Annotated in this window: 24 protein-coding genes; 14 read left to right on the top strand and 10 right to left on the bottom strand. The window is 64.7% G+C overall.

All coding sequences use genetic code 11. The features are described 5' to 3' along the window. The first annotated feature begins 4 nt into the window (after positions 1-4). Entirely contained in the window at positions 5-1633 is a 1629-nt protein-coding gene (locus AB7008_RS17320; RefSeq protein WP_248882089.1) for an inorganic phosphate transporter, read from the top strand. A 74-nt stretch (positions 1634-1707) separates the two neighbouring features. Here the strand turns inward: AB7008_RS17320 and AB7008_RS17315 are convergent, their stop codons facing one another. Next, entirely contained in the window at positions 1708-2880 is a 1173-nt protein-coding gene (locus AB7008_RS17315; RefSeq protein WP_304493386.1) for a M20 aminoacylase family protein, read from the bottom strand. Positions 2881-3091: 211 nt separating this feature from the next. Between AB7008_RS17315 and AB7008_RS17310 the strand changes: the two genes are divergently transcribed. From AB7008_RS17310 to AB7008_RS17285, 6 genes are all read left to right on the top strand, one after another. Continuing rightward, a complete protein-coding gene (locus tag AB7008_RS17310) occupies positions 3092-4711 on the top strand; it encodes a GMC family oxidoreductase (protein ID WP_441259137.1) in 1620 nt (539 codons plus the stop codon). A gap of 12 nt (positions 4712-4723) precedes the next feature. Continuing rightward, a complete protein-coding gene (locus AB7008_RS17305) occupies positions 4724-5605 on the top strand; it encodes an alpha/beta fold hydrolase (RefSeq protein ID WP_441259136.1) in 882 nt (293 codons plus the stop codon). A 260-nt stretch (positions 5606-5865) separates the two neighbouring features. Beyond that, a complete protein-coding gene (locus tag AB7008_RS17300; protein WP_441259135.1) occupies positions 5866-6807 on the top strand; it encodes a metallophosphoesterase family protein in 942 nt (313 codons plus the stop codon). Positions 6808-6831: 24 nt separating this feature from the next. After that, entirely contained in the window at positions 6832-7167 is a 336-nt protein-coding gene (locus AB7008_RS17295; RefSeq protein ID WP_014496806.1) for a cupredoxin domain-containing protein, read from the top strand. A gap of 142 nt (positions 7168-7309) precedes the next feature. Then, complete coding sequence (locus AB7008_RS17290; protein ID WP_014496807.1) at positions 7310-7858, top strand: sigma-70 family RNA polymerase sigma factor; 549 nt, start codon at positions 7310-7312, stop codon at positions 7856-7858. Continuing rightward, on the top strand, positions 7855-8622 hold the full coding sequence (locus AB7008_RS17285; RefSeq protein WP_441259134.1) for an anti-sigma factor family protein: 768 nt from the start codon (positions 7855-7857) through the stop codon (positions 8620-8622). Before AB7008_RS17290 ends, AB7008_RS17285 begins: the two co-directional genes overlap by 4 nt. Before the next feature lie 73 nt (positions 8623-8695). Here AB7008_RS17285 and AB7008_RS17280 read toward each other — a convergent pair whose 3' ends face one another. Continuing rightward, the gene (locus AB7008_RS17280) at positions 8696-9076 is read right to left on the bottom strand and encodes a nuclear transport factor 2 family protein (RefSeq protein ID WP_304493381.1); all 381 of its coding nucleotides are present in this window, start codon (positions 9074-9076) and stop codon (positions 8696-8698) included. Positions 9077-9224: 148 nt separating this feature from the next. On the opposite strand from AB7008_RS17280, the gene AB7008_RS17275 reads away from it, so the two are divergent. Both AB7008_RS17275 and AB7008_RS17270 read left to right on the top strand, forming a co-directional pair. After that, the gene (locus AB7008_RS17275; RefSeq protein ID WP_304493380.1) at positions 9225-10112 is read left to right on the top strand and encodes an AraC family transcriptional regulator; all 888 of its coding nucleotides are present in this window, start codon (positions 9225-9227) and stop codon (positions 10110-10112) included. Positions 10113-10157: 45 nt separating this feature from the next. Further along, positions 10158-10442: a HigA family addiction module antitoxin gene (locus AB7008_RS17270; RefSeq protein ID WP_248882081.1), complete on the top strand. Its 285-nt coding sequence runs from the start codon at positions 10158-10160 to the stop codon at positions 10440-10442. 13 nt (positions 10443-10455) lie between these two features. Here the strand turns inward: AB7008_RS17270 and hpnO are convergent, their stop codons facing one another. Further along, positions 10456-11847, bottom strand: coding sequence for an aminobacteriohopanetriol synthase HpnO (gene hpnO / locus AB7008_RS17265; protein ID WP_014496812.1), 1392 nt, complete (start codon positions 11845-11847; stop codon positions 10456-10458). Positions 11848-11988: 141 nt separating this feature from the next. Between hpnO and AB7008_RS17260 the strand changes: the two genes are divergently transcribed. Further along, positions 11989-12645: a DUF2147 domain-containing protein gene (locus AB7008_RS17260; RefSeq protein WP_028159754.1), complete on the top strand. Its 657-nt coding sequence runs from the start codon at positions 11989-11991 to the stop codon at positions 12643-12645. Here AB7008_RS17260 and AB7008_RS17255 read toward each other — a convergent pair. Continuing rightward, entirely contained in the window at positions 12613-15201 is a 2589-nt protein-coding gene (locus AB7008_RS17255) for an MMPL family transporter (protein WP_441259133.1), read from the bottom strand. The genes AB7008_RS17260 and AB7008_RS17255 overlap by 33 nt on opposite strands. Before the next feature lie 462 nt (positions 15202-15663). Between AB7008_RS17255 and ispH the strand changes: the two genes are divergently transcribed. Together ispH and hpnH are read left to right on the top strand one after the other, a co-directional pair. Then, positions 15664-16590, top strand: a complete 927-nt coding sequence (gene ispH, locus AB7008_RS17250) for a 4-hydroxy-3-methylbut-2-enyl diphosphate reductase (RefSeq protein ID WP_028159756.1) — start codon at positions 15664-15666, stop codon at positions 16588-16590. 35 nt (positions 16591-16625) lie between these two features. After that, positions 16626-17786, top strand: a complete 1161-nt coding sequence (gene hpnH / locus AB7008_RS17245) for an adenosyl-hopene transferase HpnH (protein WP_014496816.1) — start codon at positions 16626-16628, stop codon at positions 17784-17786. 159 nt (positions 17787-17945) lie between these two features. Here hpnH and AB7008_RS17240 read toward each other — a convergent pair whose 3' ends face one another. The 6 genes from AB7008_RS17240 to AB7008_RS17215 form a co-directional block, all read right to left on the bottom strand. Then, positions 17946-18695, bottom strand: a complete 750-nt coding sequence (locus AB7008_RS17240) for a phosphorylase (protein ID WP_248882077.1) — start codon at positions 18693-18695, stop codon at positions 17946-17948. Beyond that, positions 18692-20689 (bottom strand): squalene--hopene cyclase, encoded by a 1998-nt coding sequence (gene shc / locus AB7008_RS17235; protein WP_304493375.1) that lies wholly within the window; start codon positions 20687-20689, stop codon positions 18692-18694. The genes AB7008_RS17240 and shc overlap by 4 nt, the downstream gene beginning before the upstream one ends. A 50-nt stretch (positions 20690-20739) precedes the next feature. After that, the gene (gene hpnE, locus AB7008_RS17230) at positions 20740-21996 is read right to left on the bottom strand and encodes a hydroxysqualene dehydroxylase HpnE (RefSeq protein ID WP_248882074.1); all 1257 of its coding nucleotides are present in this window, start codon (positions 21994-21996) and stop codon (positions 20740-20742) included. Then, a complete protein-coding gene (gene hpnD / locus AB7008_RS17225) occupies positions 21996-22835 on the bottom strand; it encodes a presqualene diphosphate synthase HpnD (RefSeq protein ID WP_014496821.1) in 840 nt (279 codons plus the stop codon). The genes hpnE and hpnD overlap by 1 nt, the downstream gene beginning before the upstream one ends. Next, on the bottom strand, positions 22825-23709 hold the full coding sequence (gene hpnC, locus AB7008_RS17220; protein WP_441259132.1) for a squalene synthase HpnC: 885 nt from the start codon (positions 23707-23709) through the stop codon (positions 22825-22827). The genes hpnD and hpnC overlap by 11 nt, the downstream gene beginning before the upstream one ends. Positions 23710-23901: 192 nt before the next feature. Then, positions 23902-24135 carry a hypothetical protein gene (locus tag AB7008_RS17215; RefSeq protein ID WP_014496823.1) on the bottom strand — a complete coding sequence of 78 codons (234 nt, stop codon included), beginning with the start codon at positions 24133-24135 and terminating at the stop codon, positions 23902-23904. A 457-nt stretch (positions 24136-24592) separates the two neighbouring features. Between AB7008_RS17215 and AB7008_RS17210 the strand changes: the two genes are divergently transcribed. Then, positions 24593-25090, top strand: coding sequence for a hypothetical protein (locus AB7008_RS17210; RefSeq protein WP_014496825.1), 498 nt, complete (start codon positions 24593-24595; stop codon positions 25088-25090). Positions 25091-25165: 75 nt separating this feature from the next. Beyond that, entirely contained in the window at positions 25166-25999 is an 834-nt protein-coding gene (locus AB7008_RS17205; RefSeq protein WP_304493374.1) for a hypothetical protein, read from the top strand. The last annotated feature ends 28 nt before the right edge of the window (positions 26000-26027 follow it).

Raw genomic sequence — 26027 nt, 5'->3', positions numbered from 1 at the left:
AAAAATGACAGATGTTGCATTCGACCGTGCGGTAGGCGATCCGACGCCTGTCCAGCCGGCCTCCAGGCCCAATCTCGACAAGGGTTTTAACCCGCTCACGATGATCCTGTTCTTCGGCATCCTTGCCGCAGGCCTGCTGTTCGTTGCCTACAGCATCTATGTCGACGTCAACGCGACCGGCACGAAAGTGACGACCTTCGTGCCCTACATCCTCCTGTTCGTCGCGCTGCTGATCGCGCTCGGCTTCGAATTCGTCAACGGCTTCCACGACACCGCCAACGCGGTGGCGACCGTGATCTACACTCATTCGCTGCCGGCCGAATTCGCGGTGATGTGGTCGGGCTTCTTCAACTTCCTCGGCGTGCTGCTGTCCTCCGGTGCGGTCGCCTTCGGCATCGTCTCGCTGCTGCCGGTCGAGCTGATCCTCCAGGTCGGCTCCAGCGCCGGCTTCGCCATGGTGTTCGCACTCTTGATCGCCGCGATCATCTGGAACCTCGGTACCTGGTATTTCGGCCTGCCCGCCTCCTCCTCGCACACGCTGATCGGCTCGATCATCGGCGTCGGCATTGCCAACGCCGTGATGCGCGGCCGCGACGGCACCTCGGGCGTCGACTGGAGCAAGGCCACCGAGATCGGCTACGCGCTCCTGCTGTCGCCGCTGTTCGGCTTCATCTGCGCCGCCGTGCTGCTGCTGCTGCTCAAGTTCATCGTGCGCAATCCGGCGCTCTATGCCGCGCCTGAAGGCAACAAGGCGCCGCCGCTCTGGATCCGCGGCCTGCTGATCGCGACCTGCACCGGCGTCAGCTTCGCCCACGGCTCGAACGACGGCCAGAAGGGCATGGGCCTGATCATGCTCATCCTGATCGGCACCGTGCCGACGGCCTACGCGCTCAACCGCACGCTGCCGGAGAGCCAGGTCGCCCAGTTCCAGAAGGTCTCGGAGGCCGCCTCCAAGGTGATCGCGGCCAAGGGCGCTGGTCACTCGATCATCGGCGATCCCCGTCCTGCGGTGACGCAGTACATCACCTCGCACCACATCAGCGAAGGCACTTACCCCTCGCTGTCGGTGCTGGTGAAGGATGTCGGCGACCAGGTCGCGAAGTACGGCTCGCTCAACAAGGTACCGGCGGAAGTGGTCGGCAACACCCGTAACGACATGTACCTGACCTCGGAAGCGATCCGCTTCCTGATGAAGGACAAGGAAAACGACCTCAACAAGGAAGAGGTCGCGACCTTGAACGCCTACAAGGGCGGGCTCGATAGCGCCACCAAGTTCATCCCGCTCTGGGTGAAGGTCGCGGTGGCAATCGCACTCGGCCTCGGCACGATGGTCGGATGGAAGCGCATCGTCGTCACGGTCGGTGAGAAGATCGGCAAGACCCATCTCACCTACGCGCAGGGCGCCTCGGCCGAGCTCGTCGCCGCCGCCACGATCGGCGCCGCCGACGTGTTCGGCCTCCCGGTCTCGACCACCCACGTGCTGTCGTCGGGTGTCGCCGGCACCATGGCCGCGAACGGCTCGGGCCTGCAGATGGCGACCATCCGCAACCTGCTGATGGCCTGGGTGCTGACGCTGCCCTGCGCGATCGCGCTGTCGGCCACGCTGTATGTGATCTTCTCGCGGATCTTCTAAAGCCGATCACCACTCAAAGACAAAGGGCCCGTGCGATGCACGGGCCCTTTTCGTTTGAGCTTCGGGGTTCGTCGTTACGACGCCGCGAGCGATTCCTCGACAAGCTTGACCCAATAGGACGTGCCGAACACGATCGCCTCGTCGTTGAAATTGTAGGCGGGGTGATGGAGGCCGGCGCTGTCGCCGTTGCCGCAGAAGATGAAGGCGCCGGGCCGCGCTTCCAGCATGTAGGCGAAATCCTCGCCGCCCATCAGCGGCGGCATCTCGTGCACATTGGCCTCGCCGGCAACGTTCCTGGCGATGCGCCGCGCCACCTCGGTCTCCGCGGCGTGGTTGTTCACGACAGGGTAGTTGCGCTTGTAGTGCAGGTCGATCTTGGCGCCGGTGATCTGCGCCACGCCCGCCACCACTTCGTGCACGCGCTTCTCGATCAGCTTGCGCACCTCCGGCGACAACGTGCGGATGGTGCCCCTCAACGTCGCAGTCTGCGGAATGACGTTGCGGGCATTGCCGGCGTGGAATTCGCAGATCGAGATCACGGCCGATTCCAGGGGATCGACGCTGCGGGCGACGATCGACTGCAGCGCGGTGATCACCTGCGCGCCGACCAGCACGGAATCGACGCATTTGTGCGGACGCGCGGCGTGGCCGCCGAGGCCCTCGATCATGATGTCGACCTCGTCGGTCGCCGCCATGATCGGGCCCGGCCGGATCGCGAACGAGCCGATCGGAATGCCCGGGCCGTTGTGCATGCCGTAGACCTGCTCGATGCCGAAACGCTCCATGAGGCCGTCCTTGACCATGGCCGCGCCGCCGGCGCCGCCCTCCTCGGCAGGCTGGAAGATCACCACAGCATCGCCGGCGAAGTTACGGGTCTCGGCGAGGTAGCGGGCCGCACCGAGCAGCATCGCGGTGTGGCCGTCATGGCCACAGGCGTGCATCTTGCCCGGAGTCTTGGAGGCGTAAGGCAGGTTGGTCTGCTCGTCGACGGGCAGCGCATCCATGTCGGCACGCATGCCGATCACCTTGAGCCCGTCGCCGGCCGGCTTGCTGCCCTTGATCACGCCGACCACGCCGGTCTGCCCGAGGCCGGTCACGACCTCGTCGCAGCCGAACTCGCGCAGCCGGTCCGCAACGAATGCTGCGGTGCGGTGGACGTCGTACAGCAGTTCCGGATGCTGGTGGATGTCCCGGCGCCAGGCCTGAATATCGGGTTGGAGGTCGGCGACGCGGTTCACGATGGGCATGGAGGGTCTCAAGCCTTGTTGGGAATACAGGACTGTCTACCATGCAAGCACCAGTCCACCTAACTCCCACGGATCCAGGGTCCTCTGTGCTCTCGTCATGGCCGGGCTTGCCACCAGCTTGTCTTGGCCATCCACGTCTGACTATTAGGACGGAAAGCGCGTGGATGCCCCGGACAAGCCCGGGCATGACGCCTGTTTGGGTGGAAGCAGAATGCCGAGGCGCCTCGAAGGTGAGTTTGACTACATTGTCGTCGGAGCCGGCACGGCCGGCTGTATCATCGCCAACCGGCTCTCGGCCGTATCAGGGAATCGCGTCCTCATTCTCGAAGCCGGCGGCGACGACAACTGGATCTGGTTCCACATTCCGGTCGGCTATCTCTTCGCGATCGGCAATCCGCGCTCGGACTGGATGTTCAAGACCGAGGCCGAGCCGGGCCTGAACGGCCGCTCGCTGGCCTATCCCCGCGGCAAGGTGATCGGTGGTTCTTCGGCGATCAACGCCATGATCTCGATGCGCGGACAGGCCGCCGATTACGACCACTGGCGCCAGCTCGGCATGACCGGCTGGGGCTATGACGACGTGCTGCCGCTGTTCAGGAAACTCGAAGATCACTTCCTCGGCGCGAGCGAACATCATGGCGTCGGCGGCGGCTGGCGCATCGAGGCGCCGCGGCTGTCATGGGCCGTTCTCGACGCCGTCGGCGATGCCGCCGAGGAGATGGGCATCAAGCGCATCCCGGATTTCAACACCGGTGACAACGAAGGCACCAGCTATTTCCACGTCAACCAGAAGCGCGGCCGGCGCTGGTCGTCGGCGCGCGGCTTCCTCAAGCCCGCACTGAACCGTCCCAACCTGCGGCTCGAGAAGAACGTGCTGGTTGATCGGCTCATCATCGAGCAGGGCCGCGCCGTCGGCGTACGCTTCATCCAGAATGGCGAGGTCATCGAGGCGCGTGCCAAACGCGAAGTGATCCTCTCGGCAGGCTCCATCGGCTCGGTGCAGGTGCTGCATCGTTCCGGCATCGGGCCTGCCGACTGGCTGTCGCCGCTCGGCATCGACATCGTGATGGACAAGCCCGGAATTGGCCGCAACCTTCAGGACCACCTCCAGCAGCGCGCGATCTACAAGGTCGAGGGCGTGCGCACGCTGAACGAGACCTACTACAATCTGTTCCGCCGTGGCCTGATGGGGCTCGACTACGCCTTCCGCCGCCGCGGACCGCTGACCATGGCGCCGTCGCAGCTCGGCATCTTCACGCGCTCCGATGCGACGCGCGCCCGCGCCAATATCCAGTTCCACGTGCAGCCGCTGTCGCTCGACAAGTTCGGCGATCCCCTGCACCGCTTCCCCGCGATCACGGTGAGCGCCTGCAATCTGCAGCCGACCTCGCGCGGCACCGTGCGGCTGCGCTCGGCAAGCCCGGACGAGAAGCCGATCATCGCGCCGAACTATTTGTCGACCGACGACGATCGCCAGGTCGGCGCCGACGCCATCCGCACCACCCGCCGCCTGATGCAGCAGAAGGCGCTCGCCAAATATCGTCCGAGCGAATATCTGCCCGGTCCCACCGTCGGCGACGACGATGCCTCGCTCGCCAAGGCCGCCGGCGACATCGGCACCACCATCTTCCATCCCGTCGGCACCGCGAAGATGGGCGCGGCGAGTGATCCGATGGCGGTGGTGGACGAGCGGCTGCGCTTCTACGGCCTGAGCGGCCTGCGCATTATCGACGCGTCGATCATGCCGACCATCACCTCCGGAAATACCAACACGCCGACCGCGATGATCGCCGAGAAAGGCGCGACGATGATTTTGGAGGATGCGAAGTAGCGTCCCGTCCCCATGATCAATCCATATCGCTTCTTCATCGGCCCCACTGACGCGCAGATCGCGATGCTGCGGTGGGGCGAGAGCGGCAGGCCGCCCGCCCTGCTCCTGCACGGCACCGGCTTCGTCGCCGACGTCTGGGACGAGGTCGCGCGCGAGCTCGCATCGACCTACACCGTCTACGCGCTCGACCGCCGCGGCCACGGAGCGAGCCACAAGCCCGATGCCTATCATTTCCTTGATTATGCCGAGGATGTCTGCCGGGTGATCGATGCGCTCGATCTGTGCGACGTCTACGGCATCGGCCACAGCGCCGGGGCGACCGATCTCCTGCTCGCGACGAAACTTCGGCCAGGACGCTTCACGCGCCTGTTCGTGATGGAGCCGACCGTGATGGACCCGCGCGCGGCGCGGCCCGGGGGCTTGAGCGAAGACTCGCTCACCCGCGTCCAGGGAACGCTGCGCCGGCGGGCCGAATTCGACAGTGCCGACACCGTGTTCGAGCGCTACCGCACTGCGCCGGCGTTTGCCGATTGGACCGAACCATCGCTGCGGGCCTATGTGCGCCACGGCTTCGTGCCGTTGGAGAATGGCCGGGTTCGGCTTTGCTGCACGCCCGAGATCGAATTCGCAATCCTGCGTCCGATCTACGAGGCGATGGAGCAAGTCTATGTCGGCGATGCCCGCGGCAATCCGTTTGTCTCGCTCACCGAGATCGACTGCCCGGTACGCGTCACCACCGCCGCGAAGTCGGGACCGATCTACAAGGAGATGGCGTCACGCGCCGTGTCGTTGATTCCGCGCGTCAGCACGCTGGTCTTTGAGGGCGCCGGGCACTGCGTGGCGCAGGAAGTGCCGGAACGTGTGGTTGACGCCGTGCGCGAGTTCGCAGAGTAGATCTCGTGCCCCGGACGCGCTGCAGCGTGCAACGCTGCTGCGCAGAGCCGGGGCCCAGACCGCCCGAGTGGCTTAGGTCCCGGCTCTGCAGCACACCGCCATAGCGCGTCGAAGACGCGGGAACGCGCTTTTGCACGCTGCACCGCGTCCGGGACACGAGATCCGCCACCTCACGAAAACGTCATCGCATCCGGGAATAAGTCTCGCCCTCCCCCAATCACCTCCCCGAAGCCCAATTCCGGGCGATGTGGAGACGTGCGATGAGCGGACACGATCACGGGGACGGCGTCAGCCGCCGCAAGGTGCTGGAATGCATGACCTGGGCCGGCACCGGGGTGCTCTGGACCATTACGGGCGGCGTGCCGCGCTCGCTCGGCATCATCGATTCCGCGCAGGCCGCCACGGCAGCCGCGCCCGGCATGACCTTCCTCCAGATCAGCGACAGCCATGTCGGCTTCGACAAGCCGGCGAACCCCAACGCGCTCGGCACGCTGGAGGAAGCCGTCAACAAGATCGACGCAATGCCGGCCAAACCCTCCTTCATGATCCACACCGGCGACATCACGCATCTGTCGAAGGCCGCCGAGTTCGACAATGCCGACCGCATCATCTCGCAGAGCAAGCTCGACGTGCACTACGTGCCGGGCGAGCATGACTTCCTCGACGAGGAGGTGAAGTTCTATCGCGAGCGTTACGGCCGCGGCACCAAGGGTGCAGGCTGGTATTCGTTCGACGCCGGCGGCGTGCACTTCATCGGCCTCGTCAACGTCGTCGACCTCAAGGCTGGCGGCCTCGGCAATCTCGGCGCCGAGCAACTCGCCTGGCTTCAGGATGACCTGCGCGGCAAGTCGAAATCGACGCCGATCGTGCTGTTCGCGCACATCCCGCTCTGGACGGTCTATCCCGAATGGGGCTGGGGCACCGAGGACGGCGGCCGCGCGCTGGAACAGGTGAAAGGTTTCGGCTCCGTCACCGTGCTGAACGGCCATATCCATCAGGTGATGCAGAAGGTCGAGGGTAGCGTCACCTTCCACACCGCGCGTTCGACTGCGTTCCCGCAGCCGGCGCCGGGGTCCGCGCCCTCGCCCGGACCGATGAAGGTCGAAGACGCAAAGCTGCGCGGCATGCTCGGCGTCGCAAGCATCAACTTCAAGCAGAACGAGCAGCGGCTCGCGATCATCGACACGCCGCTGCAGGGTTGATCCGGGGCTGAACGGAAGCTGACAATGAAAACACTCAATCGCCGCGACTTCGGTGTCGACTTCGGTCTCGCTTTGGTCGCGGCCATCCTGTTGCCCGCAACGACGGCCCGTGCCGACGACATGGAAGTGCATATCGACAATTTCGTTTTCCAGCCGGCCGAGTTGAAGATCAAGCTCGGCACCACCGTGACCTGGACCAACCGGGACGACATCCCCCACACCGTGGTGTCGGCCGGCAAGTTCAGGTCCAAGGCCCTGGACACCGACGACAAGTTCTCGTTCACCTTCACCAATGCGGGCGACTACAAATATTTTTGTTCGTTGCACCCGCACATGACGGGGATGATCAAGGTTGAGTAACATCTCGAACCAAGGCATCAACGTCTTGCCCGGCCGGTGGTCCCACGCCGGCCGGGCTCGTGTGCCTTCCGTCACACACCGGGACGAAACGAACAGGGACGAAACAACGCGACGCGCAGAACAAGAGGCAAAGCGAGGAGCGATGCCCGCCAACGACGATTTGCAGAAGGCGCAGCGCTTCCGCGAAGCCGCGCTGCCCTATCTCGACGACGTCTACACGCTCGCGCGCTATCTGCTGCGCGATGCCTCCGACGCCGAGGATGCGGTGCAGGAGTGCTATCTGCGCGCGCTGAAGCACTTCGACAGCTATCGCGGGCCGGCGATGAAGCCCTGGCTGTTCGCGATCCTGCGCAACGTCTGCAACGCCGAATATGCGCGGCGCGCCCACAGGCCCAGCGCGATCGAGGATACGCCCGGCGCCGCCGAACAGACGCCGATCTGGCAGGAGAGCGAGGCGAGCCCGGAAACCGAAGTGCTGCGCAGCCGCGATGCCAGCGCCATCCGCAAGCTGATCGACGCGCTCGCCGAACCGTTCAAGGAAACATTCGTGCTGCGGGAGATCAACAACCTGTCCTATCGTGAAATCGCCGAGGCCGTCGGCGCCCCCGTCGGCACCGTGATGTCCCGCCTCGCCCGCGCCCGCGCCATGCTGCGCGCGGCCTGGACGGCGGAAGAGGAGCACTCGAGATGACCTGCGACGAAGCAAAAATCCTGCTTCACGCGCTGCTCGATAACGAGCTCGATGCCGGCCACGCGCGCGAGGTCGAAGCCCACATTGTCGGCTGCCCCGCCTGCGCTGCGGAGTTTGCCGCACAACGCGAGATGCAGCGCGTGCTCGCCGACACCGATTTGCGCTATGCCGCGCCGGCAAGCCTGCGTACCCGGATCGAGGCCTCACTGCCGCAGCCGCAGCGCCGGCAACCGACCCGCCGCTCGGTGCTGCGCGGCTTTGCGATGGGCTCCGCCGTCTCCGCGCTCGCCGCCTCCGGCGTCGTCGCCGTGGTGCTGCGCCAGGACGACCAGCAGCGCATCCTGTCGGAGGTCGTCTCCGCGCATCTGCGCTCGCTGCAGGCCGGCCATCTCATCGACGTGGTCTCCACCGACCAGCACACCGTGAAGCCGTGGTTCAACGGCAAGCTCGACGTCGCCCCGCCCGTGATCGATCTCACCGCGCAAGGCTTCACGCTGGTCGGCGGCCGGCTCGACTATATCGACGCCCGTGCCATCGGCGCCGTCGTCTACAAGCGCCGGCAGCACGTGATCAATTTGTTCGTATCGCAGACATCGAACGCGGAATATCGCGCGCCGAAGACCGAGACCATGCAGGGCTTCAACTGCCGCCGCTGGGGCAATCGCGGCCTGAACTTCTGGGCCGTCAGCGATATCGGCGCTGACGAGCTCGCCGAATTCGTCGACAAGTTCGAGGCGGCGATGAAGGCGAACGTTGAGGGGTAACGCATCCACCCGTCATTGCGTCGCAGCCCCTGTCATCGGGCCGCGAGTTCGGCGCTTGGCTCGCAATAGCGATCTAGAACATGCCGTTGCCATGCACCGCCGTGTCGGGCACGGGCTGGCGCACCTCCCAATGCTCGACGAGCTTGCCGCCCTCGAGGCGGAAGATGTCGACGATGGCAAGACCGGGATCCGCGGGCGTGCGCTGCGCGTGGACGTGCGCGATGACGAGATCGCCATCGGCTGCGATCCGCTTGACCTCGGCGCGCAGTTCCGGAAACTGCCGGCGCAGCTCGGACAGGTGCTTTCGAATGCCCTCGACGCCATCCGCGATCATGGGGTTATGCTGGACGTAGCGCGGACCCAGATGGATCGCGGCCGCATCGAAATCTCCCCGGTTGATCGCCGTTTCCAGAAATTCGCGCACGATGGCCTTGTTGGCCAACATTTCGCTCATCAGCTTGTTCTCCCATGAAATCGTCACGCGTTCTGGACCGGCGCGGCGTCGGCGTCGATGTGCGAGGCTTGCAAAGTCCAGTCCGATCGTCTCAAAGAGCAACCGTCGGCACGCGGGAGCGGACGTGATGGATGCAAGGTCGGAGGTGTTGGCGGCGTATCGCGCCGGCAGCGCATTCCTTGGCACGGCCCTGCTGCGCCGTCCCTGGGGTATCGGCGTCGAGCCACAGCGGAACTCTGCGCTTCACGTCGTGCTCGCGGGCAGTTGCTGGCTGAAGCTGACGGGCCGTGACGAGCTCATTCGTCTTTCACCCGGCGATGTGGTCCTGGTCGCGAGTGGCGTCGGCCATGCGCTGAGCGATCCGCCGGATGCCGCGATCGTTCCCATTCGTGACGCGCTGTCCGCCGCATCAGCCCCGGAGGCGGCCTCGGCGTCCGATGCAACGAGGCTGCTATGCGCGAAATACCAGCTCGACGAGGCCGGGCCTCATCCGATGGTGTCGCTCATGCCGCCCTTGGTTCACCTCACCGCACAGCAGGTCGAGGCCAACGAGCCGTTGCGACTGGCGTTACAGTTGCTCCGTGTCGAAGCGCAGGGCCGCCGCAGCGAGGCCGAAATCGTCGCATCGCGCCTGCTCGACAGCGCATTGGTCCTGCTGTTGCGCGCGTGGATGGACAATCAGCCCGCGGGCAGCGGCAACTGGTTCGGCGCATTGAGCGATCCCGTGATCGTGCGCGCCTTGCGCCTCATCCATGAGCAGCCGCAGGACGACTGGACGGTCGCAGCCCTGGCGGATCACGCCCTGCTCTCGCGCGCCACCTTCGCGCGACGTTTCACGCAACTGGTCGGAGAGCCGCCGCTCGCCTATGTCACGCGCTGGCGGATGAGCCTGGCGGCCAAAGCGCTGCGTGAAACCGGCCGCTCCATCGACGAGATCGCACGGGCCGTGGGCTACGAGTCCGCGCCGTCGTTCTCGAAGGCCTTCAGTCGCGTGTTTGGACGATCACCAGGACGCTATCGAAACGGCAGCTCGTGAATGTATATTTGGCGACGGTCGGAGAAGGCCAAGAAACTCAGACCCATGCATCCTGGCGAGGTTCCGCGGGCGGAATTCCTTGTTCCGCTCAACATGTCTGCCGGCGCTCTCGCCAAGACGTGCGGCCTGCCCCGCACGCGCATCGGGCGGATCGCGAATGAGCAGACCGGAATCACCGCCGACATCGCACTTCGGCCGGCCAAGGCGCTCGGCACGACCGCCGAGCTTTGGCTCAATCTTCAGAATGATTACGGCATCCAGATCGCCAGACGCAATCTCGGCAAGGCACTCAACCGCATTGAGACCGTGAACAAGCCGAAAGCGGCCTGAGCGATCGGCGAATTTACGCCGACCGCCGCACCGCGTTGTCCACCAGCGTCTTGCCGAGCGACCAGATCGCGCCGGGGACCTTGTGGCTGCCGGCGATGACGTCGTCGAAGGCGCGCTCGATCCAGCCGCAATCTTCCTCGGTGATGGTGAGCGGCGGCAGCAGCTTGATGGTGTGGCTGCCGTGACCGGCGACTTGCGTGAGGATCTTGTGGTCCTTGAACAGCGGCACGGTGATGAGCTGGCAGAACAGGCCCTTGTTGGCTGCTTCCAGCACGTTCCAGGACGCCCGGAGCCGCAGCGACTTCGGCGGGCCGAACTCGACGCCGATCATCAGGCCCTTGCCGCGCACTTCCTTCATCAGCTCGTAGCCGGGCACCATGCGCGTCAGCGCGAGGCGCAGCTCGGCGCCGCGCTTGGCGGCGGACTCGATCAGCTTCTCGGACTCCATGACGTCGAGCGTCGCGATGCCCGCGGCCATCGCCAGATCGTTCTTGGAGAAGGTGGAGCCGTGCACCACCGCGCGGTCCATCTGGTTGAAGATCTTGTCGAAGATGCTCTTGCGCGTCAGCACGGCGCCGACCGGCACGTGGCCGCCGGACAGCGACTTCGACAGCAACACCATGTCGGGCTCGACGTTCCAGTGCTCGACCGCCAGGAAGCGGCCGGTGCGGCCCATGCCGGTCTGGATCTCGTCGGCGACGAACAGCGTGCCGTATTTCTTGCAGAGCGCGGCAGCGCCCGGCAGGAACTCGTCGGTGGGCATGTTGACGCCCTTGCCCTGGATCGGCTCGACGACGAAGGCCGCAACCTCGCGCGAGGCCAGCGCCTTTTCGAGCGCGGCGAGGTCGTTGAACGGGATAGAGGTGCAACCGGGCAGCAGCGGCTCGAAGCCGGTGCGGAAGTTCGAATCACCCGTTAGCGACAGCGCGCCATAGGTCAGGCCATGATAGCCGTGGGCGCAATAGACGATGCCGGGACGACCGGTGGCGCCGCGCGCGAACTTGATCGCCGCTTCGACGCATTCGGCCCCGGAATTGGCGAAGAACGCCTTGTCGAGATAGGGGACGTATTTCAGCAGCCGCTCGGCGAGCACGCCGGCGAGCACCGAGACGTCGAACTGAACCAGATTGGGCAGGTCGGCATCGAGCACGCTCTTGAGCGCCTCGCGCATGACCGGGTGATTGCGCCCGATCGCGAACACGCCAAAGCCGGACAACAGGTCGAGATAGCGCGCCCCCTCGCGATCGTAGAGGTACTGCCCCTGCCCCTTCTGGAAGCCGACATCGTAGCCGATGGTCTTGAGAACCCGAACGAACTGCTCGTTCAGATGCCGATTATGCAGGGTGCTGCGCTGGGCCTGACGGTCCGCGAATAGCTGAGACATGTCTGGATTTGGGCTGTGCATCCGCTACATACTTCGCTTGAGGGCCGGCTCGTCAACTGAAAAGGGACCGTTACCGAAAACGGTCTGTGCGGCCTTTTGCCCTTTTTCGGACCATCTTCGCAAGCACAGCTTTAAACCATGTTGCACTGCCAAGGAACTATCATGCGTTTAGCCCTTTACACCGGACTAATACTGGCTGGCGGCTTCACCGGCCTGACCCCGGCGCTCGCCGCCGATCCGACCGGCGACTGGCGGGTTGCCGACGCCGTCGCCAACATTCGTGTCGCCCAATGCAATGGCAGCATGTGGGGCGCGGTTTCCTGGGAAAAGCAGCCCGGCGGCCGCGATGAATACAATCCGGATGCGTCGAAAAAGACCAGGCCGACGCTGGGCATGGCGACCCTGATCGACATGAAGAAGAAGCCCGGCGTCGATCAGTGGGAAGGGCAGGTCTACAACGCCAAGGACGGCCAGCTCTACAGCGCAACCATCACGCCCGTCGGCACCGACCAGCTCGAAATCAAGGGCTGCGTGATGGGCTTCCTCTGCGGCGGCGAGACCTGGACTCGCGTCGCCCCGCCGATTCCTTTGAGCACCGCCAACGCCATGGCCAAGGGCGCGCCGAAGCCCACCGGCGCGGCACCGAAAGCCCAAGGCACCACAGGCGGCGGCACGACCGGCGCCAGCGCCACAGCGCCGGCCCCTGCCCCCGCGGCCCCGAAGGCCGCCACCACCACCGCCAAGCCCGGTCAGAAGAACGCCGCCGACGCGATCGGCGACATCTGCCTACTCCCTGAGATTGCGGGGTTTGCCCATTAGGGCCGGCTGGAACAGCAGCACTGCGGCAAGCGTCGTCACCAGCGAGAGTGCGAGCAGCTTGCCCATGCTGGATGTTCCCGGGTGGCTCGACAGCCACAGGCTGCCGAATGCGGTCGCCGTCGTCAGCGCGCTGAAAAAGATCGCGCGCGTCAAGCTGGTCTGGAGCAGATTTGTCCTGCCAGAGCGCCAGGCCACGACATAATAGATCTTGAAGGCGACGCCGACGCCGAGCAGCAGCGGGAACGCGACGATGTTGGCGAAGTTGAGCGGCAGGCCGATCAACACGCAGATTTCAAGCGTGACCGCGCCGGCGACCAGCAGCGGCACCAGCGTCATCAGCACGTCGACGAACCGCCGCAGCGTGATCCAAAGCAACAGGCCGATCACCAGCAGCGCGTAGATGCCGGCGTGGATGAACGCCTTCACCACGGTGTCACCGGATTTCAGGATCGAGACCGGCCCACCGATCGCGGTCGGCTCGGCCACGAGCACCGCTGCTGCAAATTTGCGCAGCGTGTCGTTGTCGTTGGGATCGCCTTTCGGCAACGCCTCGACGCGGATGATGCCGTCCTTGCTCTTCCAGGCGTTGACGAGATCGGGCGGCAGTGAGTTCAGGGTGACCGGCCCGGCCTGCATCGCGTTCCTGAGCTGGCCGAACGCGATCTTCAGCGGCGTGACGAACACGTCCTGCGCCTTGTTCCGCGTAGCCTCGTCGCCATTGGCGAGCTTCTCGAGCGCGTCCGCAAGCCGGCGCGAGGCGACCGCACCCGGGCCCTTCGCGTCACCCGCGGTCCGGCGCAGATTGTCGACCGAGGATTTCAGCGAATCGACGTTCTCCTTGTCGGTCGGCGCCGCGTCGACCTGGTCCGGATTGAGCGCGGGATTCAGCACCTTGGCGCCCTGCGCGAGCAGCTTCAGCTTCGGCGGCTGGTCGTGCGGCACGAAGCTGTCGAGCGACATCACGCGCAGCACCTCAGGAACCTTCTCCAGCTTCGCCTCGACCTGCCTCGCCTGCTCCTCGGACGTCGTCATCACGTTGATGGCATTGGCGCCGGTGTTCGGATCCTTGCGCAAATCGAGGAAGGTCGCGATCGACTCCGCGTGCGGGTTGCGCAGGTTCATCGGGTTGAAATCGAACTTCATGAAGTAGAGCAGCGGCAGGCCGGCGAGCGCCAGCAGCAGCGTGCCGCCGACGACCAGCACACGGTGCTTCTCCAGGAAGTGATCGAGCGGCGCCAGGAACGCGTAGCCGACCGGCTCCTTCTCGCCGGGCGGGTTCAGCAGCTTCAGCATTGCCGGCAGGACGGTGATCGAGGAAAGGAACGCGACCAGCATGCCGACACCGGCGATCTGGCCGAGCTCCGCGATGCCCTTGTAGTCGGTCGGCATGAAGCAGAGGAAGCCGGCCGCGGTCGCCATCGCCGCGAGCGAGAGCGGCACCGCCGAGCGTTTCGCAGCCCGCACCAGCGCAGCCGAAAGGTCGTTGTGCTTGTAGCGCTCCGAGCGGTAGCGAACGCTGTACTGGATGCCGAAATCGACGCCGAGGCCGACGAACAGCACCGCGAACGCGATCGACAGCAAGTTGAACGAGCCAACCATCATCAGACCGGCGGCGGTCGTGATCGCAAGCCCGACGAACAGATTGATGAACACGGCGAAGATGATCTTCGCCGAATGCAGCGCGAGCCACAGGATGAGCAGCACGACGAGGACCGTGCCGACGCCGTTGACGACGGCGCCCTCCTGGACGGTGGCGTATTCCTCGTTGGCGATCGGCACCGGACCGGTCAGCCGCACCCGCGCCTGGTATTTGGTCGGAAAATCCAGTTCCGCCGCGGCCTTACGGATCGCATCGGTGGCGCCCTTGCCGGGCTCCAGCGCGTTGTAGTCGAGGATCGGCTTGAACTCGATGAAGGCGCGCTTGTCGGAATCCGACAGCGGCTCGTCGCTGACGAGCTCGCGCCATGAGAAGCTGGCGTTGCCCTTGTTGAGCACGGTCTCGACGGTCTGCGCGATCTGGTTGAAGGGCCGCGCGGTGTTGTCGAGCTTGACCTGGCCGCGCTTGACGCCGGCAAGTCCCGTCTCCAGCGCGCCGGTCAGGCCGCGGATCGAGGGATCGCCCGCCATGATCTCGACGAGGGGCGCTGCGGACTCGAACTGGCTGGTGATCTTGGCGACTTCCTCGGTCGGCAGGAACAAGAGGCCGTTCTTCTCGAAGAACTCGCCGGTGCCAAGCTGTTGCATCGACTGGAAGTTGGTCTTGTCGTCCTTCAGCTTGGCAAACAGCGCGTCCGAAGCCGCGGTCGCCATCTCCGGCGTCTTCGCCTCGACGACCGCCGTGATCGTGGCATCGCGGTCGAAGGCGCGGTCGAACTGCTGATCCCGTTGGCGCCAGTCCAAATTCTGGGCAATCAGCGAATTGATGTCGGTGTTAATGGCGAAGTGCTGGGACGCGTAATAGCCCGCCCCTACCGCCAGCAGGAGCCCGAGAACGACGACGAGGGAGGCAAACCGGGTGCAGGCCCTGACGATGGCAACGACTACGCTTTGCAGCATCTTTTCTTTCTGCGGTTAACAGCTTGCCGGAAACGCCCGCTGTTTATCGGAGTTCCCCGGCGAAACCTATTGCTGTTTTGAGTGGTTCTCGCCGCACGAAGGTTCGAGGTAAACGGCGACAGACCGTGGCAAAATCATGCGGGGCGGTCGGTATAGCCGGTGACTTGAGGCGGGAAAGTGGCGAAGAGGTGAGCACAAATGTCGCCATTTTGCTCAGAGCGGATTCCCCATTATAATACCGCAGATGCGCACGGTGACGGAACTAGGGTTTCATCCGGTCTTTCCTTTTTGCCGATTTTTTGACACAAAGTACTGTGCCTCCATGCGCCGGGGCCCAGCTAGGGTGGGCGGTTACCGCGTGCGCGAAACCAATGGTGCGGTTATTGCAACTCATTGGGCAGTACCGAGGTGCCGCCGGGGACTTGAGAAGCGGATTGGTGCAACTTGCGTGATGGGCGTCCGATGGAAGTTTATCTAGCGCAGCCGCGCGGCTTTTGCGCGGGCGTGGTGCGTGCGATCGAGATCGTGGAACGGGCGCTGGAGAAGTACGGCCCGCCCGTCTACGTGCGCCACGAGATCGTGCACAACAAGTACGTGGTCGAGAGCCTGAAGAACAAGGGCGCGATCTTCGTCGAGGAACTGTCCGAGGTTCCGCCGAAGGCCGTGACCGTTTTCAGTGCCCATGGCGTCGCCCGCAGCGTCGAGGAAGAGGCGGCCGCGCGCGACCTTCCGGTGCTCAATGCCACCTGCCCGCTGGTCACGAAAGTTCACAATCAGGGGAAGCGCTACATCGCCAGGGGCCGCACCCTGATTCTGATCGGCCATGCCGGCCACCCCGAGGTCGAGGGCACGATGGGCCAGGTTCCCGCCCCGGTGCTGCTCGTCCAAAGCGTTGAAGAGGTTAAGGCCTTGACGCTGCAGGCGGATACGCCAGTGGCCTACATCACCCAGACCACCCTGTCGGTTGACGACACCAAGGACATTATTGCGGCCCTCCAGGCCCGCTTTACAGATATTCAAGGTCCGGATATCCGGGATATCTGCTATGCGACACAGAACCGCCAATCTGCGGTAAGGGACTTGAGCAAGCTGGTCGACGTGATCTTGGTGGTGGGCGCTGCCAATAGCTCGAACTCGAACCGGCTCCGCGAAATCGGCACTGAGGCCGGCGTCGCGAGTTATTTGATTGCCGACGGCAGCGCGCTCAATCCGGAGTGGTTGAAAGATGCCAAGACCGTCGGCGTCACGGCCGGCGCTTCGGCGCCTGAGGTACTCGTGGATGACGTGATCGAAGCGATGCGGCGGATCGGACCAGTCAAGGTCTCGGTGCTGCCGGGCCGCGAGGAAAACATCGAATTCCGGCTTCCGGCCGAACTGGCTGCGAGCTGACCCACCCGAATTCCAAGCCCAGAAAGAAACTTGTGATGGCTATCCCCTTCTTCAAGGAAATGCGTATCGGCGGCTATTTGCTCAAGCAGAAACTGCTTGGCCGCAAGCGCTATCCGCTCGTGCTGATGCTGGAGCCGCTGTTCCGCTGCAACCTCGCCTGCGTCGGCTGCGGCAAGATCGATTATCCGGATGCGATCCTCAACCGCCGCATGACCGCCCAAGAGTGCTGGGACGCGGCCGACGAGTGCGGCGCGCCGATGGTCGCCATTCCCGGCGGCGAGCCGCTGATCCACAAGGAGATCGGCGAGATCGTGCGTGGCCTGGTCGAACGCAAGAAGTTCGTCTCGCTCTGCACCAACGCGCTGCTGCTCGAGAAGAAGCTCGACCTGTTCACGCCCTCCCCGTACCTGTTCTTCTCGGTGCATCTCGACGGCCTGAAGGACCATCACGACAAGGCCGTGTCGCAGAAGGGCGTGTTCGACCGCGCCGTCTCCGCGATCAAGGCGGCCAAGGCGCGCGGCTTCACCGTCAACGTCAACGCCACCATCTTCGACGGCCATCCGGCCGAGGAGATCGCGAAATTCCTCGACCTCACCGTCGAGCTCGGTGTCGGCGTCTCGATGTCCCCGGGCTATGCCTATGAGCGTGCGCCGGACCAGGAGCACTTCCTCAACCGCACCAAGACCAAGAAGCTGTTCCGCGACGTCTTCGCGATGGGCAAGGGCAAGAAGTGGAACTTCATGCATTCCGGCCTATTCCTGGACTTCCTCGCCGGCAACCAGGAATACGAGTGCACGCCGTGGGGCATGCCCGCGCGCAATATCTTCGGCTGGCAGAAGCCCTGCTATCTGCTCGGTGAAGGCTATGCCAAGACCTTCAAGGAGCTGATGGACACGACCGATTGGGAGACCTACGGCACCGGCAAGTACGAGAAGTGCGCCGACTGTATGGCCCATTGCGGCTACGAGCCGACGGCGGCGACCGCAGCTCTCAACAACCCGCTGAAGGCGATGTGGGTGTCGCTGCGCGGCATCAGGACCTCCGGTCCGATGGCGCCGGAGATCGACATGAGCAAGCAGCGTCCCGCGCAGTACATCTTCTCGGCGGAGGTGCAGAAGCGCCTGTCGGAGATCCGCAAGGACGAGGCCGCCGCTGCGCAGGAGAAGGCCGCTCGGAAGGCCTCGACTGCCGCGTAAAGGCCGAAGCTTGTAGCCCGGATGGAGCGCAGCGAAATCCGGGCAGTCCCTCCACGTTGTAAGACCCGGATTGCGCTCCGCTCCATCCGGGCTACGGACGACAAACAAAAAGGCCCGGTCGCGACCGGGCCTTTTTCCATTATCAGTTCGAAAACCTGCTCAGGCCGCCTTGGAGACCAAGGCCTCGCTGTCGACGAGCTCGGTGCCGATCAAATAGTCGCGGCAGCCGCGCAAGCTACGCAGCGCGCGGTTGAAGTCGATGCCGGTCGAGACCAGCGCATGCAGCGTGGCCGGATTGCGCACGATGCCACGGAGCACGGCGGCGAGATCGATCTGGCCGTTCGGCTTGATGGCGGCGCGGGCGAGCGCCGGCAGCGCACGATGGGCGGGATCGCTGATGACGCGGACCGCAGCAAAGGGCAGCCCCGCCTCGGCGGCGTAGGCGGCCGCGATATGGCTCTCCATGTCGACGGCAGAGGCGCCCGTCTCCGAGTGCAGTGCCGCCTTGCAGGAGCTCTTGGTGACCACCTCCTCGGCGCCGGCAAGGCTGCCGCGCACCACGCGGCGGCGCCCGGACGTCAGGCGGTCGATCAGGTCGTCGCCGAGCGACAGGCCTGCGGCCCAGCGGGTATCGCCGGAAAGGACCTCGGTCGCCAGCACGACGTCGCCGGAGCGCAGGGTCGGGTCGAGCCCGCCGGCCACGCCGAACGAGATCACACCGCGAATCGTCCCGGGATCCACCACCGTCAACAGCGCCCGCAACTGGCTCGGGCTGCTCGACGAGCAAATAACCGCCATTCCGGGCCCAGCCGCGATACGGGCCTCCTGAACCAGTCCAGTCACGATCAATATCGGCCGCGGGTCGATGGCATTACCCACGGCAAGATAGTCCCCCGTCCCCAAAGTCACATCCCGACCCCTACCACCCTGCTGTTGGTGTTCCGCAAGTTCCGATACCGCGCCAACGCCCACAGCGGGAAGAACTTCGGGTAACCGTGATAACGCAGATAGAATACACGAGGAAAGCCCGTGGCGGTGTACCGCTGCTCGTCCCACAGTCCTTTTTTGTTCTGTGTTGCAATCAGGTACTCCACCCCGCGGGCGACGGCCGGGTGATCGACCTCGCCAGCAGCCATCAGGGCAAGCAAGGCCCATGCCGTTTGCGAGGCAGTCGAGGGAGCGGCCTCCCAACCCTTGTAGTCGAGACGGTAGCTGACGGCGTCCTCGCCCCAGCCGCCGTCCTTGTTCTGGATCGAGGCCAGCCAGTCGGCGGCCTTCCGAATCATCGGGTCGTCATGGCGGACGCCGGCCATGTTGAGGGCACAGAGCACCGACCAGGTTCCGTAGATGAAGTTCATGCCCCAGCGGCCGTACCAGGACCCTTCCGGGTGCTGGGTCTTCCTGAGATAGGCGACCCCGTCGGCCACATGCTTGCTGGACTTCTCGGTCTCGCCGAGCTGGGCCAGCATGGAGATGCAGCGCGCGGTGACGTCCTCGGTCGGCGGATCGAGCAGCGCGCCGTGGTCCGAGAACGGGATGTTGTTCAGATAATATTCGAGGTTGTTGACGTCGAAGGCGGCCCAGCCGCCGTCGTCGCTCTGCATGCCCTCGATCCACTCCCGACCGCGGTCGATCGCGGCGTCATAGCCGGTCGCACCGTGCTCGCGTCGCATGCGGTCCATCGACATCACCACCACCGCGGTGTCGTCGAGATCGGGATAATAGGCATTGTTGTACTGGAAGGCCCAGCCGCCGGGGCGCACGTCGGGCCGCTTCACCGCCCAGTCGCCCTTCACCTCGAGCTCCTGCTTCGGGATCAGCCAGTCGAGGCCCTGCTTGGCCGCAGGCACGGCTATGTCACCGCCGGCTTCCAGCAACGCGTGGGCGGTCAGCGTCGTGTCCCACACTGGCGAAACGCAGGGCTGGCAATAGGCCTCGTCGTCCTTGAACACGAGCAGCTTGTCGATGCCCCGGCGCGTGACCGCGCGCGGCGGATAATTGTCGTCCTTGCCTAGCGCGTCATACATCATCACGATGTTGGCCATCGGCGGATAGATCGCACCCATGCCGTCCTCGCCGTTGAGCCGCTCCTCGATGAAGGCGAGCGCCGCATCGATCGCGCGCTGGCGCAGGCTCTTCGGAAACATCGGCTCGATCACGCGCAAAATGCCGTCGAGCGCGCGGAACAGCGCGAACCAGGCCATGCTCTGGTGCGGCGCCTTCGCGGTCATGCCGATCGAGCGCGGATCCTGGAGAAACAGCTCGTCGATCCCGACGCCCTTCGGATTCTTCGCCAGCGGCTTCAGCGCGGCGAGAACCATCAGCGGCACCATGGTGGTGCGCGCCCAGTAGGAGATCTTGTTGAGATGGAACGGCGACCAGAACGGCAGCAGCACGATCTCGATCGGCAGGACCGGCACCGCGCGCCAGGTCATCACGCCGAACATCGCAAGCAGGAAGCGCGTGAAGACGTTGCTGTTGATCGCGCCGCCGCGGGCATGGATTGCCTCGCGCGCACGCACCATGTGCGGGGCGTCGACGGAATCGCCGATCATCTTGAGCGCGAAGTAGGACTTCACGCTCGCACTCATGTCGAACTCGCCGTCATGCACGAGCGGCCAGCCGCCATGGGCGCCCTGCACGCGGCGGAGATAATTGCCGAGCTTAGCCTCGAGCACGGCGTCCACGGGCTCTGCGAGATAATGGCGCAGCAGGATGTATTCGGCCGGAATCGTGCAGTCGGCCTCGAGCTCGAACACCCAATGGCCGTCGGATTGCTGGAAACCGAGAACGCCTTGCGTCGCCGACGCAATGCTCGATTCCAGGACGCCCGATTCCAAGGTCCTCGATTCCAAGGCCCTGGATTCTTGGGCTTCGCGGCTGGTCGCGTTCACGGAATCCATGTCGCTCGATTGCTCCGATAGTCGATTGAAATTGACCGGGACTTTGCCCGTCAGGGCCGCTTTGCGGCCAAAACCAGATCGGCGGCGCGGTCACCGGACCGTACCGATCCCTCGATGGTTGCAGGCAATCCCGTAGCAGTCCAGTCGCCGGCAAGAAACAGGTTTTTCAGCGCAGTCGACGGCCCCGGACGCAGGGCATTCTGGGCCGGTGTGGCCGCAAATGTGGCACGGCGCTCGCGAACGATCTGCCAGGGGGGCAACTCGCCGGACACGCCGCCCGCCTCGCAGACGTCGTTCCAGATCGCCTGCGCGAGTTCCTCGCGCGGCATGTCGACCAGGCGGTCGCCATTGCTGATGGTCACGGAGAGCCGGTTCGGGAACGCGAACAGCCATTCCACGACGCCGCCGATCACGCCGAGGATCGGCGCCGAGCCCGGCGGCGGTTCAAAGCGGAAATGGGCATTCACGATGGCGCGGAATTCGGTCGGCGTCTTCAGCCCCGGCAGCAGGCTCGCGGCGGCACGCGGCGGCACCGCCATCACGACGACGTCGCCCTCACCGAGCTGGATCACGTCCTCGCCGCCGAAATTCAGCGCGCTGGCCTTGCCGTCACCAGTCGTAAACGAACGCAGCTCATGGCCGAGCTGAACGGTGTGGCCGCGCTCCTGCAAGAACTTCACGGCAGGCTCGATCAGCACGGCGCTCAAGCCGTCGCGCGCGATCAGCGGGCGGCACGCCTGTCCGCCGGCAAGCAGCGTCTCGCGCACGATCGCGCCGGCAAGCCCGGCCGAGCCCTCGGGCGGATCGACGTTGAGCGCAGCAAGCAGCAGCGGCTGCACCAGCCGCTGATACAGGATGCCTTCGCAGGGGATCGACTTGCCGACCAGCGTGTCCTCCGACGCCCAGATCAGCGGCGCCAGCTTGAGATAATCGCTGAGCCCGGTGTCGGGAACGCGGCGGCTCTCGTCGAGCACCCAGGTCGGCAGCCGGCCATCGCCGAGATCGATCTGCCAGCGCTGTCCGGTCTTGATGTCGACGAACGGAAACTGCGCGCGTTCGGGGCCGACGAGGCCCGCCTCGGTGCCGATCGAGCGGGCATAGGCGCGCGCATGGCTATTGCCCGACAGCAGCAGATGATTGCCGTTGTCGATGGTGAGATTGGTGGCGCCGTCGAAATAGGAACGGCAGCGGCCGCCGGCCTGGTGCGTCGCCTCGTGCACGGCGACCTTGAAGCCGGCATTGGCGAGCCGCACGGCGGCGGAGAGGCCGGAAATTCCAGCACCGATGATGTGAGCTGTCTTTTGCATCAGATGAAAGCGTAACGGAGCAGGATCAGGATGCGAGTGACCTTCGACACACGCACCGGCTCGCGCGGCGCGTTGAAGCCGCGCGCGATCAGGAGGTCCAGAATGGAATGGTAGTATTTCGACATGATCCGCGGCGCGCGCACGGCGCGGCGCTTGTTGCGGTTCATGATCTCGTCAGACTTCTCGAAATGCGCCTTCGCACGCTGCGTCAACGGCTGGCAGACCTTCGGCAGCGCGCGCTCGGTGATCACGCGGTTCGGATCGTTGGAGGTGATGCCGGCATGAAGCAGCGCCTCGCGCGGCAGATAGAGCCGGCCAAGGCCAGCGTCCTCGTCGATGTCGCGCAGGATGTTGGTGAGCTGGAGCGCGCGGCCGAGATGGTAGGCGAGCTGGATGCCGTCTTCCTCGGGCAGGCCGAACACCCGTACCGACAGCCGTCCCACGGCGCTGGCGACGCGATCGCAGTAGAGATCGAGCGTCGCCATGTCGGGCGCGCGGATGTCCTGCGGCACGTCCATCTCCATGCCGTCGACGATCGCGAGGAAATCCTCGCGCTTGAGCCCGAAGGTCTTCACCGAGGCGACGTAGTCCTTCAGCCGCGGCGGCGGATGGCCCTGATAGAGCGCGTCGATGTCGTTGCGCCACTCCTGAAGCGCGGCGAGCCGCTCGTCGCGCGGGCCGTCGGAATCGGCGATGTCGTCGACCTGGCGGCAGAAGCTGTAGATCTGGAACATCGCTTCGCGCTGGTCATGCGGCAGGATGCGCATCGCAGCGTAGAAGGAGCTGTTCGATGCGGTCGAGCCGTAATTGGCGCTGGGCGAGGTCGCCTCAAGCGTCATGTGCAGTCCCCGGTCTGGAAATGGCCTTGCGTCCGATCGCGCGGCGGCCGACTTCGCCGATCATGCCGGCGAGGCTGAAAGTGAGAAGCTCGAACTTGTTCAGATGCACGCGCTCGCGCAGGGGATCGCGCACCTTCAACAGGCGCACGATGCGATCGGCATAGGCCTGGATCACCGCGACGTCGACACCGAGGCGGAAATCGCGGATCTCCGCGCTGAGCGACCTGCCCTCGTCGAGCAAGGCTGCGTTGCGCACGGCGAGCGCCTGAAGGCAGGCCAGCATTGCCGGCGGCGACTGCGTCAGCCCGAGCTGCTCGACCGAGGCGCCACTCGCGGCCAGCGCGTCGCGCGGCAGATAGACACGATTGAGCTCGCGAAAATCCTTGCCGCAATCCTGGAGGTGATTGTTGATCTGGAGGCCTGCGCAGAGCGCGTCCGAGGCCGCCCAGGTTGACGTGCTCTCGCCGTGGACGTCGAGCATGAAACGGCCGACCGGCATCGCCGAGTAGCGGCAATAGTGGATGACCTCGTCCCAGTTCTCGTAGCGCAGCTTGGTCACGTCCATCCGGAACGCGATGAGCACGTCGAGTGCGTGGCGCGGTGCCATGCCTCGCTCGGCCAGCGCCCGCCGCAGAATGACGGCTTCGGCCTGGGTGTCGCCCTGGCCGAGCAGTTCCGCCTCGAGCAGGTCGAGATAAGCGAGCTTTTGGTCGGGCGGCAGCGTCGCGTGATCGGCGATGTCGTCGGCGGTGCGGACGAAATTGTAGTACGCTAGGATCAGCGCGCGATGGCGTGGATGAATGATCCAGGACGCGACGGGAAAATTCTCGTCGCGGTCACCCTTGCCGGATCGCAATTCGCTCGCAGAGGTCATCGAGGGCTGGTTTACAATCGTTTGGACAGGAAGGGCTTTTTCGCTCGCGCGGGCTCATGCCGGCGATGCCGCCGCGGCCCCCATATAGGGGAATACGGCCGCAAAACCAATCCTGTCTCTCGATGGCTGCCCTTCCGGATCCGGCCCGAAAAGGCGGCCCCGGGGCCGCCCTTGGTAGGCCAGTGGCCGAGCTTACTGGTTGTGGTTCTTCAGGACCTGGTCGCAGGCCTGCGAGATCTTGGCCCGATTCTCCTTGAGGCAGGCCAGGATGGTGAAATCGCCCTGGTCGATGACCGGGCGGCAGAACTTCTGCACATCGCGCGTGCAGGCCTTCTGTTCGGCGTCCGTGCCGCGTCCTGCCTGGGCGAATGCCGCCGTCGAAAGGGAGGCCGACAGCAGGGTGAGAGCGACGAGAAGCTTACGCATTGTATTCCTTCATTCTGACGGCAGAACCGCACCTATCCCGGACAGCGCAGGGCGGACGACCGGAACGGCTTGTTCTGATGGCAAGTCGCCGCGGAACGTGCGGCCTTGGAGAAGGCACAAGCACTGGCAAATGCGGCCAAATTGGCGCCACATCCACCAAATCGGGTCTTCCCTCACTCTTCATTGGCAGATGTAAGAGATTGATACTACGTCATAATTCTGGCACACCGCGTTTTCATGCGCACCTGTTGCAGAGCTGCATCTCTCGGCCCTGCTTTTGCCGCCAGAAACACACCGAAACAGAGAGAATCGCGCAGGCCGACCTGGCGCGAGGGCGTCGTGAACCGCCGTCCCTGGCTGTCAGGCTTTGAACCAGACACAGGCTCGGAGCACTAAACTTTCGATGTGGCGAGACGTTCATCATAAGCGAACGTCGTTCGAAAACGGGATATTCAAAATGCAATTCTTTGGGCGATCTGGACAGGCAATCAAGGCGGCCGGCATCGGGGCTGCGCTGCTCTTCTCAGTCTCGGCAAGCCATGCTCAGTCGTCCGGACCGTTTGCAGGTTTCGACGGTGCGTGGACCGGCACCGGCACGGTGTCGCTGTCCGATGGCAGCACCGAGCGCATCCGCTGCAAGGCCGACTACAAGGTCGCCGGCACCGGTCTCAGCCTCAAGCAGGCCCTGCACTGCGCGTCCGACAGCTACAAATTCGACCTCACCAGCGACGTGACGAGCCAGGGCGAGCGAATCTCCGGCAACTGGAGCGAAACCAACCGCAACATCTTCGGCAATCTCCAGGGCACCGCCGGCGGCGGCCAGATCGAGGTGTTCGTCGAGGCCAACGGCTTTGCCGCCAACCTGTCGCTGCGCACCAACGGCACCAAGCAGACGGTGCAGATCTCTTCGAAGGGCGAGATCCGCGGCGTCAACATCACGATGACGAAGGGCTGACGTCCTTCCCGCATCGAAAGGAACACGCCCCCGGTTCTCGCGAGCCGGGGGCTTTTTGCTGACATTGTTACGAGCATGGATCCAATTCGCAGACATCTGCTCAAGGCCGCCGGGCTCTTCGTAGCCAGCCGCGCCTTCGCCAATGACCAGCAGGGAACGAGCATGCAGCCTTCGTCGGTGAAACCGCGTCACGTGCTCTGCTTCCTCGGCAAGGACGAGAGCCTGCTGCATCCGCCGAAGGCGGTGGCCAAGACGATCGCGGATTTCAACTTCGAGATCGACCGCAGCTATTCGCAAGCCAAGCCCGATCCGCACATGGAGCGGTCGTTCGGCGTGTGCTGGGATCGCGTCTTCCCGAAAGCCTGGTCTGCCGCGGACGAAGCGGCCGTGGCCAGCCACAAGGCGGTGCTCTATTTGCTGAGCCCGCCGCTGGAGCAGCAGAAGGCGGTCGCCTTTTCGGCGGCGGCCTTGCGCATCGTCGAGGAGATGATCGAGGCCGGCGCCACCGCCGTGAAGGGCGAAAGCGCCGGCGTTGCCCACGGCATCGAGCGGTGGCGCAGTCTCGGCGATCAGGCCCGCAAGGGCGCAAAGACCGGTCAGGGCCTTGGCATGACCCTCGCCGTCGCCAAGGCGTGTCGTCTTGCTTTCGCCAAGCGTCCGCTCGAAAGTGATCGCTATTACGAGACCGTCGGCTATCACCTCGTCGGCCTGCCGGAGATCTATGTCGCGAAATCGCGCGGCAACGAATGGTCGGCGGTGATGCTCATGGACGAGCTTGCCAACGCCATGGCCGACCGTGGCATCGAAGCGATGCTACGCGATCGCAAGCTCACGCTCTCGCGGGAGCAGGACTACGCCGAGGACGATTTCAAGTTCAATCCGTACGGCGTCATCCGCGTCGAGGCATAATCAAAGGGCGGCGTATGCCGCCGCCCAC

It is taken from the genome of Bradyrhizobium sp. 521_C7_N1_3, from assembly GCF_052075975.1.
Taxonomy (GTDB): Bacteria; Pseudomonadota; Alphaproteobacteria; order Rhizobiales; family Xanthobacteraceae; genus Bradyrhizobium; species Bradyrhizobium japonicum.
The sequence above is the reverse complement of the archived record's forward strand: the minus strand, read 5'-3'. Positions and strand labels throughout refer to the sequence as shown.

Coding starts and splice junctions, on each gene's coding strand:
- shc (WP_304493375.1), bottom strand. CDS start 20,689: ATGGATTCCGTGAACGCGACCAGCCGCGAAGCCCAAGAATCCAGGGCC.
- AB7008_RS17210 (WP_014496825.1), top strand. CDS start 24,593: ATGCAATTCTTTGGGCGATCTGGACAGGCAATCAAGGCGGCCGGCATC.
- ispH (WP_028159756.1), top strand. CDS start 15,664: ATGGAAGTTTATCTAGCGCAGCCGCGCGGCTTTTGCGCGGGCGTGGTG.
- AB7008_RS17315 (WP_304493386.1), bottom strand. CDS start 2,880: ATGCCCATCGTGAACCGCGTCGCCGACCTCCAACCCGATATTCAGGCC.
- AB7008_RS17285 (WP_441259134.1), top strand. CDS start 7,855: ATGACCTGCGACGAAGCAAAAATCCTGCTTCACGCGCTGCTCGATAAC.
- hpnC (WP_441259132.1), bottom strand. CDS start 23,709: ATGACCTCTGCGAGCGAATTGCGATCCGGCAAGGGTGACCGCGACGAG.
- hpnO (WP_014496812.1), bottom strand. CDS start 11,847: ATGCACAGCCCAAATCCAGACATGTCTCAGCTATTCGCGGACCGTCAG.
- AB7008_RS17320 (WP_248882089.1), top strand. CDS start 5: ATGACAGATGTTGCATTCGACCGTGCGGTAGGCGATCCGACGCCTGTC.
- AB7008_RS17300 (WP_441259135.1), top strand. CDS start 5,866: ATGAGCGGACACGATCACGGGGACGGCGTCAGCCGCCGCAAGGTGCTG.
- hpnH (WP_014496816.1), top strand. CDS start 16,626: ATGGCTATCCCCTTCTTCAAGGAAATGCGTATCGGCGGCTATTTGCTC.
- AB7008_RS17280 (WP_304493381.1), bottom strand. CDS start 9,076: ATGAGCGAAATGTTGGCCAACAAGGCCATCGTGCGCGAATTTCTGGAA.
- AB7008_RS17255 (WP_441259133.1), bottom strand. CDS start 15,201: ATGCTGCAAAGCGTAGTCGTTGCCATCGTCAGGGCCTGCACCCGGTTT.
- hpnE (WP_248882074.1), bottom strand. CDS start 21,996: ATGCAAAAGACAGCTCACATCATCGGTGCTGGAATTTCCGGCCTCTCC.
- AB7008_RS17295 (WP_014496806.1), top strand. CDS start 6,832: ATGAAAACACTCAATCGCCGCGACTTCGGTGTCGACTTCGGTCTCGCT.
- AB7008_RS17270 (WP_248882081.1), top strand. CDS start 10,158: ATGCATCCTGGCGAGGTTCCGCGGGCGGAATTCCTTGTTCCGCTCAAC.
- hpnD (WP_014496821.1), bottom strand. CDS start 22,835: ATGACGCTTGAGGCGACCTCGCCCAGCGCCAATTACGGCTCGACCGCA.
- AB7008_RS17205 (WP_304493374.1), top strand. CDS start 25,166: ATGGATCCAATTCGCAGACATCTGCTCAAGGCCGCCGGGCTCTTCGTA.
- AB7008_RS17305 (WP_441259136.1), top strand. CDS start 4,724: ATGATCAATCCATATCGCTTCTTCATCGGCCCCACTGACGCGCAGATC.
- AB7008_RS17215 (WP_014496823.1), bottom strand. CDS start 24,135: ATGCGTAAGCTTCTCGTCGCTCTCACCCTGCTGTCGGCCTCCCTTTCG.
- AB7008_RS17260 (WP_028159754.1), top strand. CDS start 11,989: ATGCGTTTAGCCCTTTACACCGGACTAATACTGGCTGGCGGCTTCACC.
- AB7008_RS17290 (WP_014496807.1), top strand. CDS start 7,310: ATGCCCGCCAACGACGATTTGCAGAAGGCGCAGCGCTTCCGCGAAGCC.
- AB7008_RS17310 (WP_441259137.1), top strand. CDS start 3,092: ATGCCGAGGCGCCTCGAAGGTGAGTTTGACTACATTGTCGTCGGAGCC.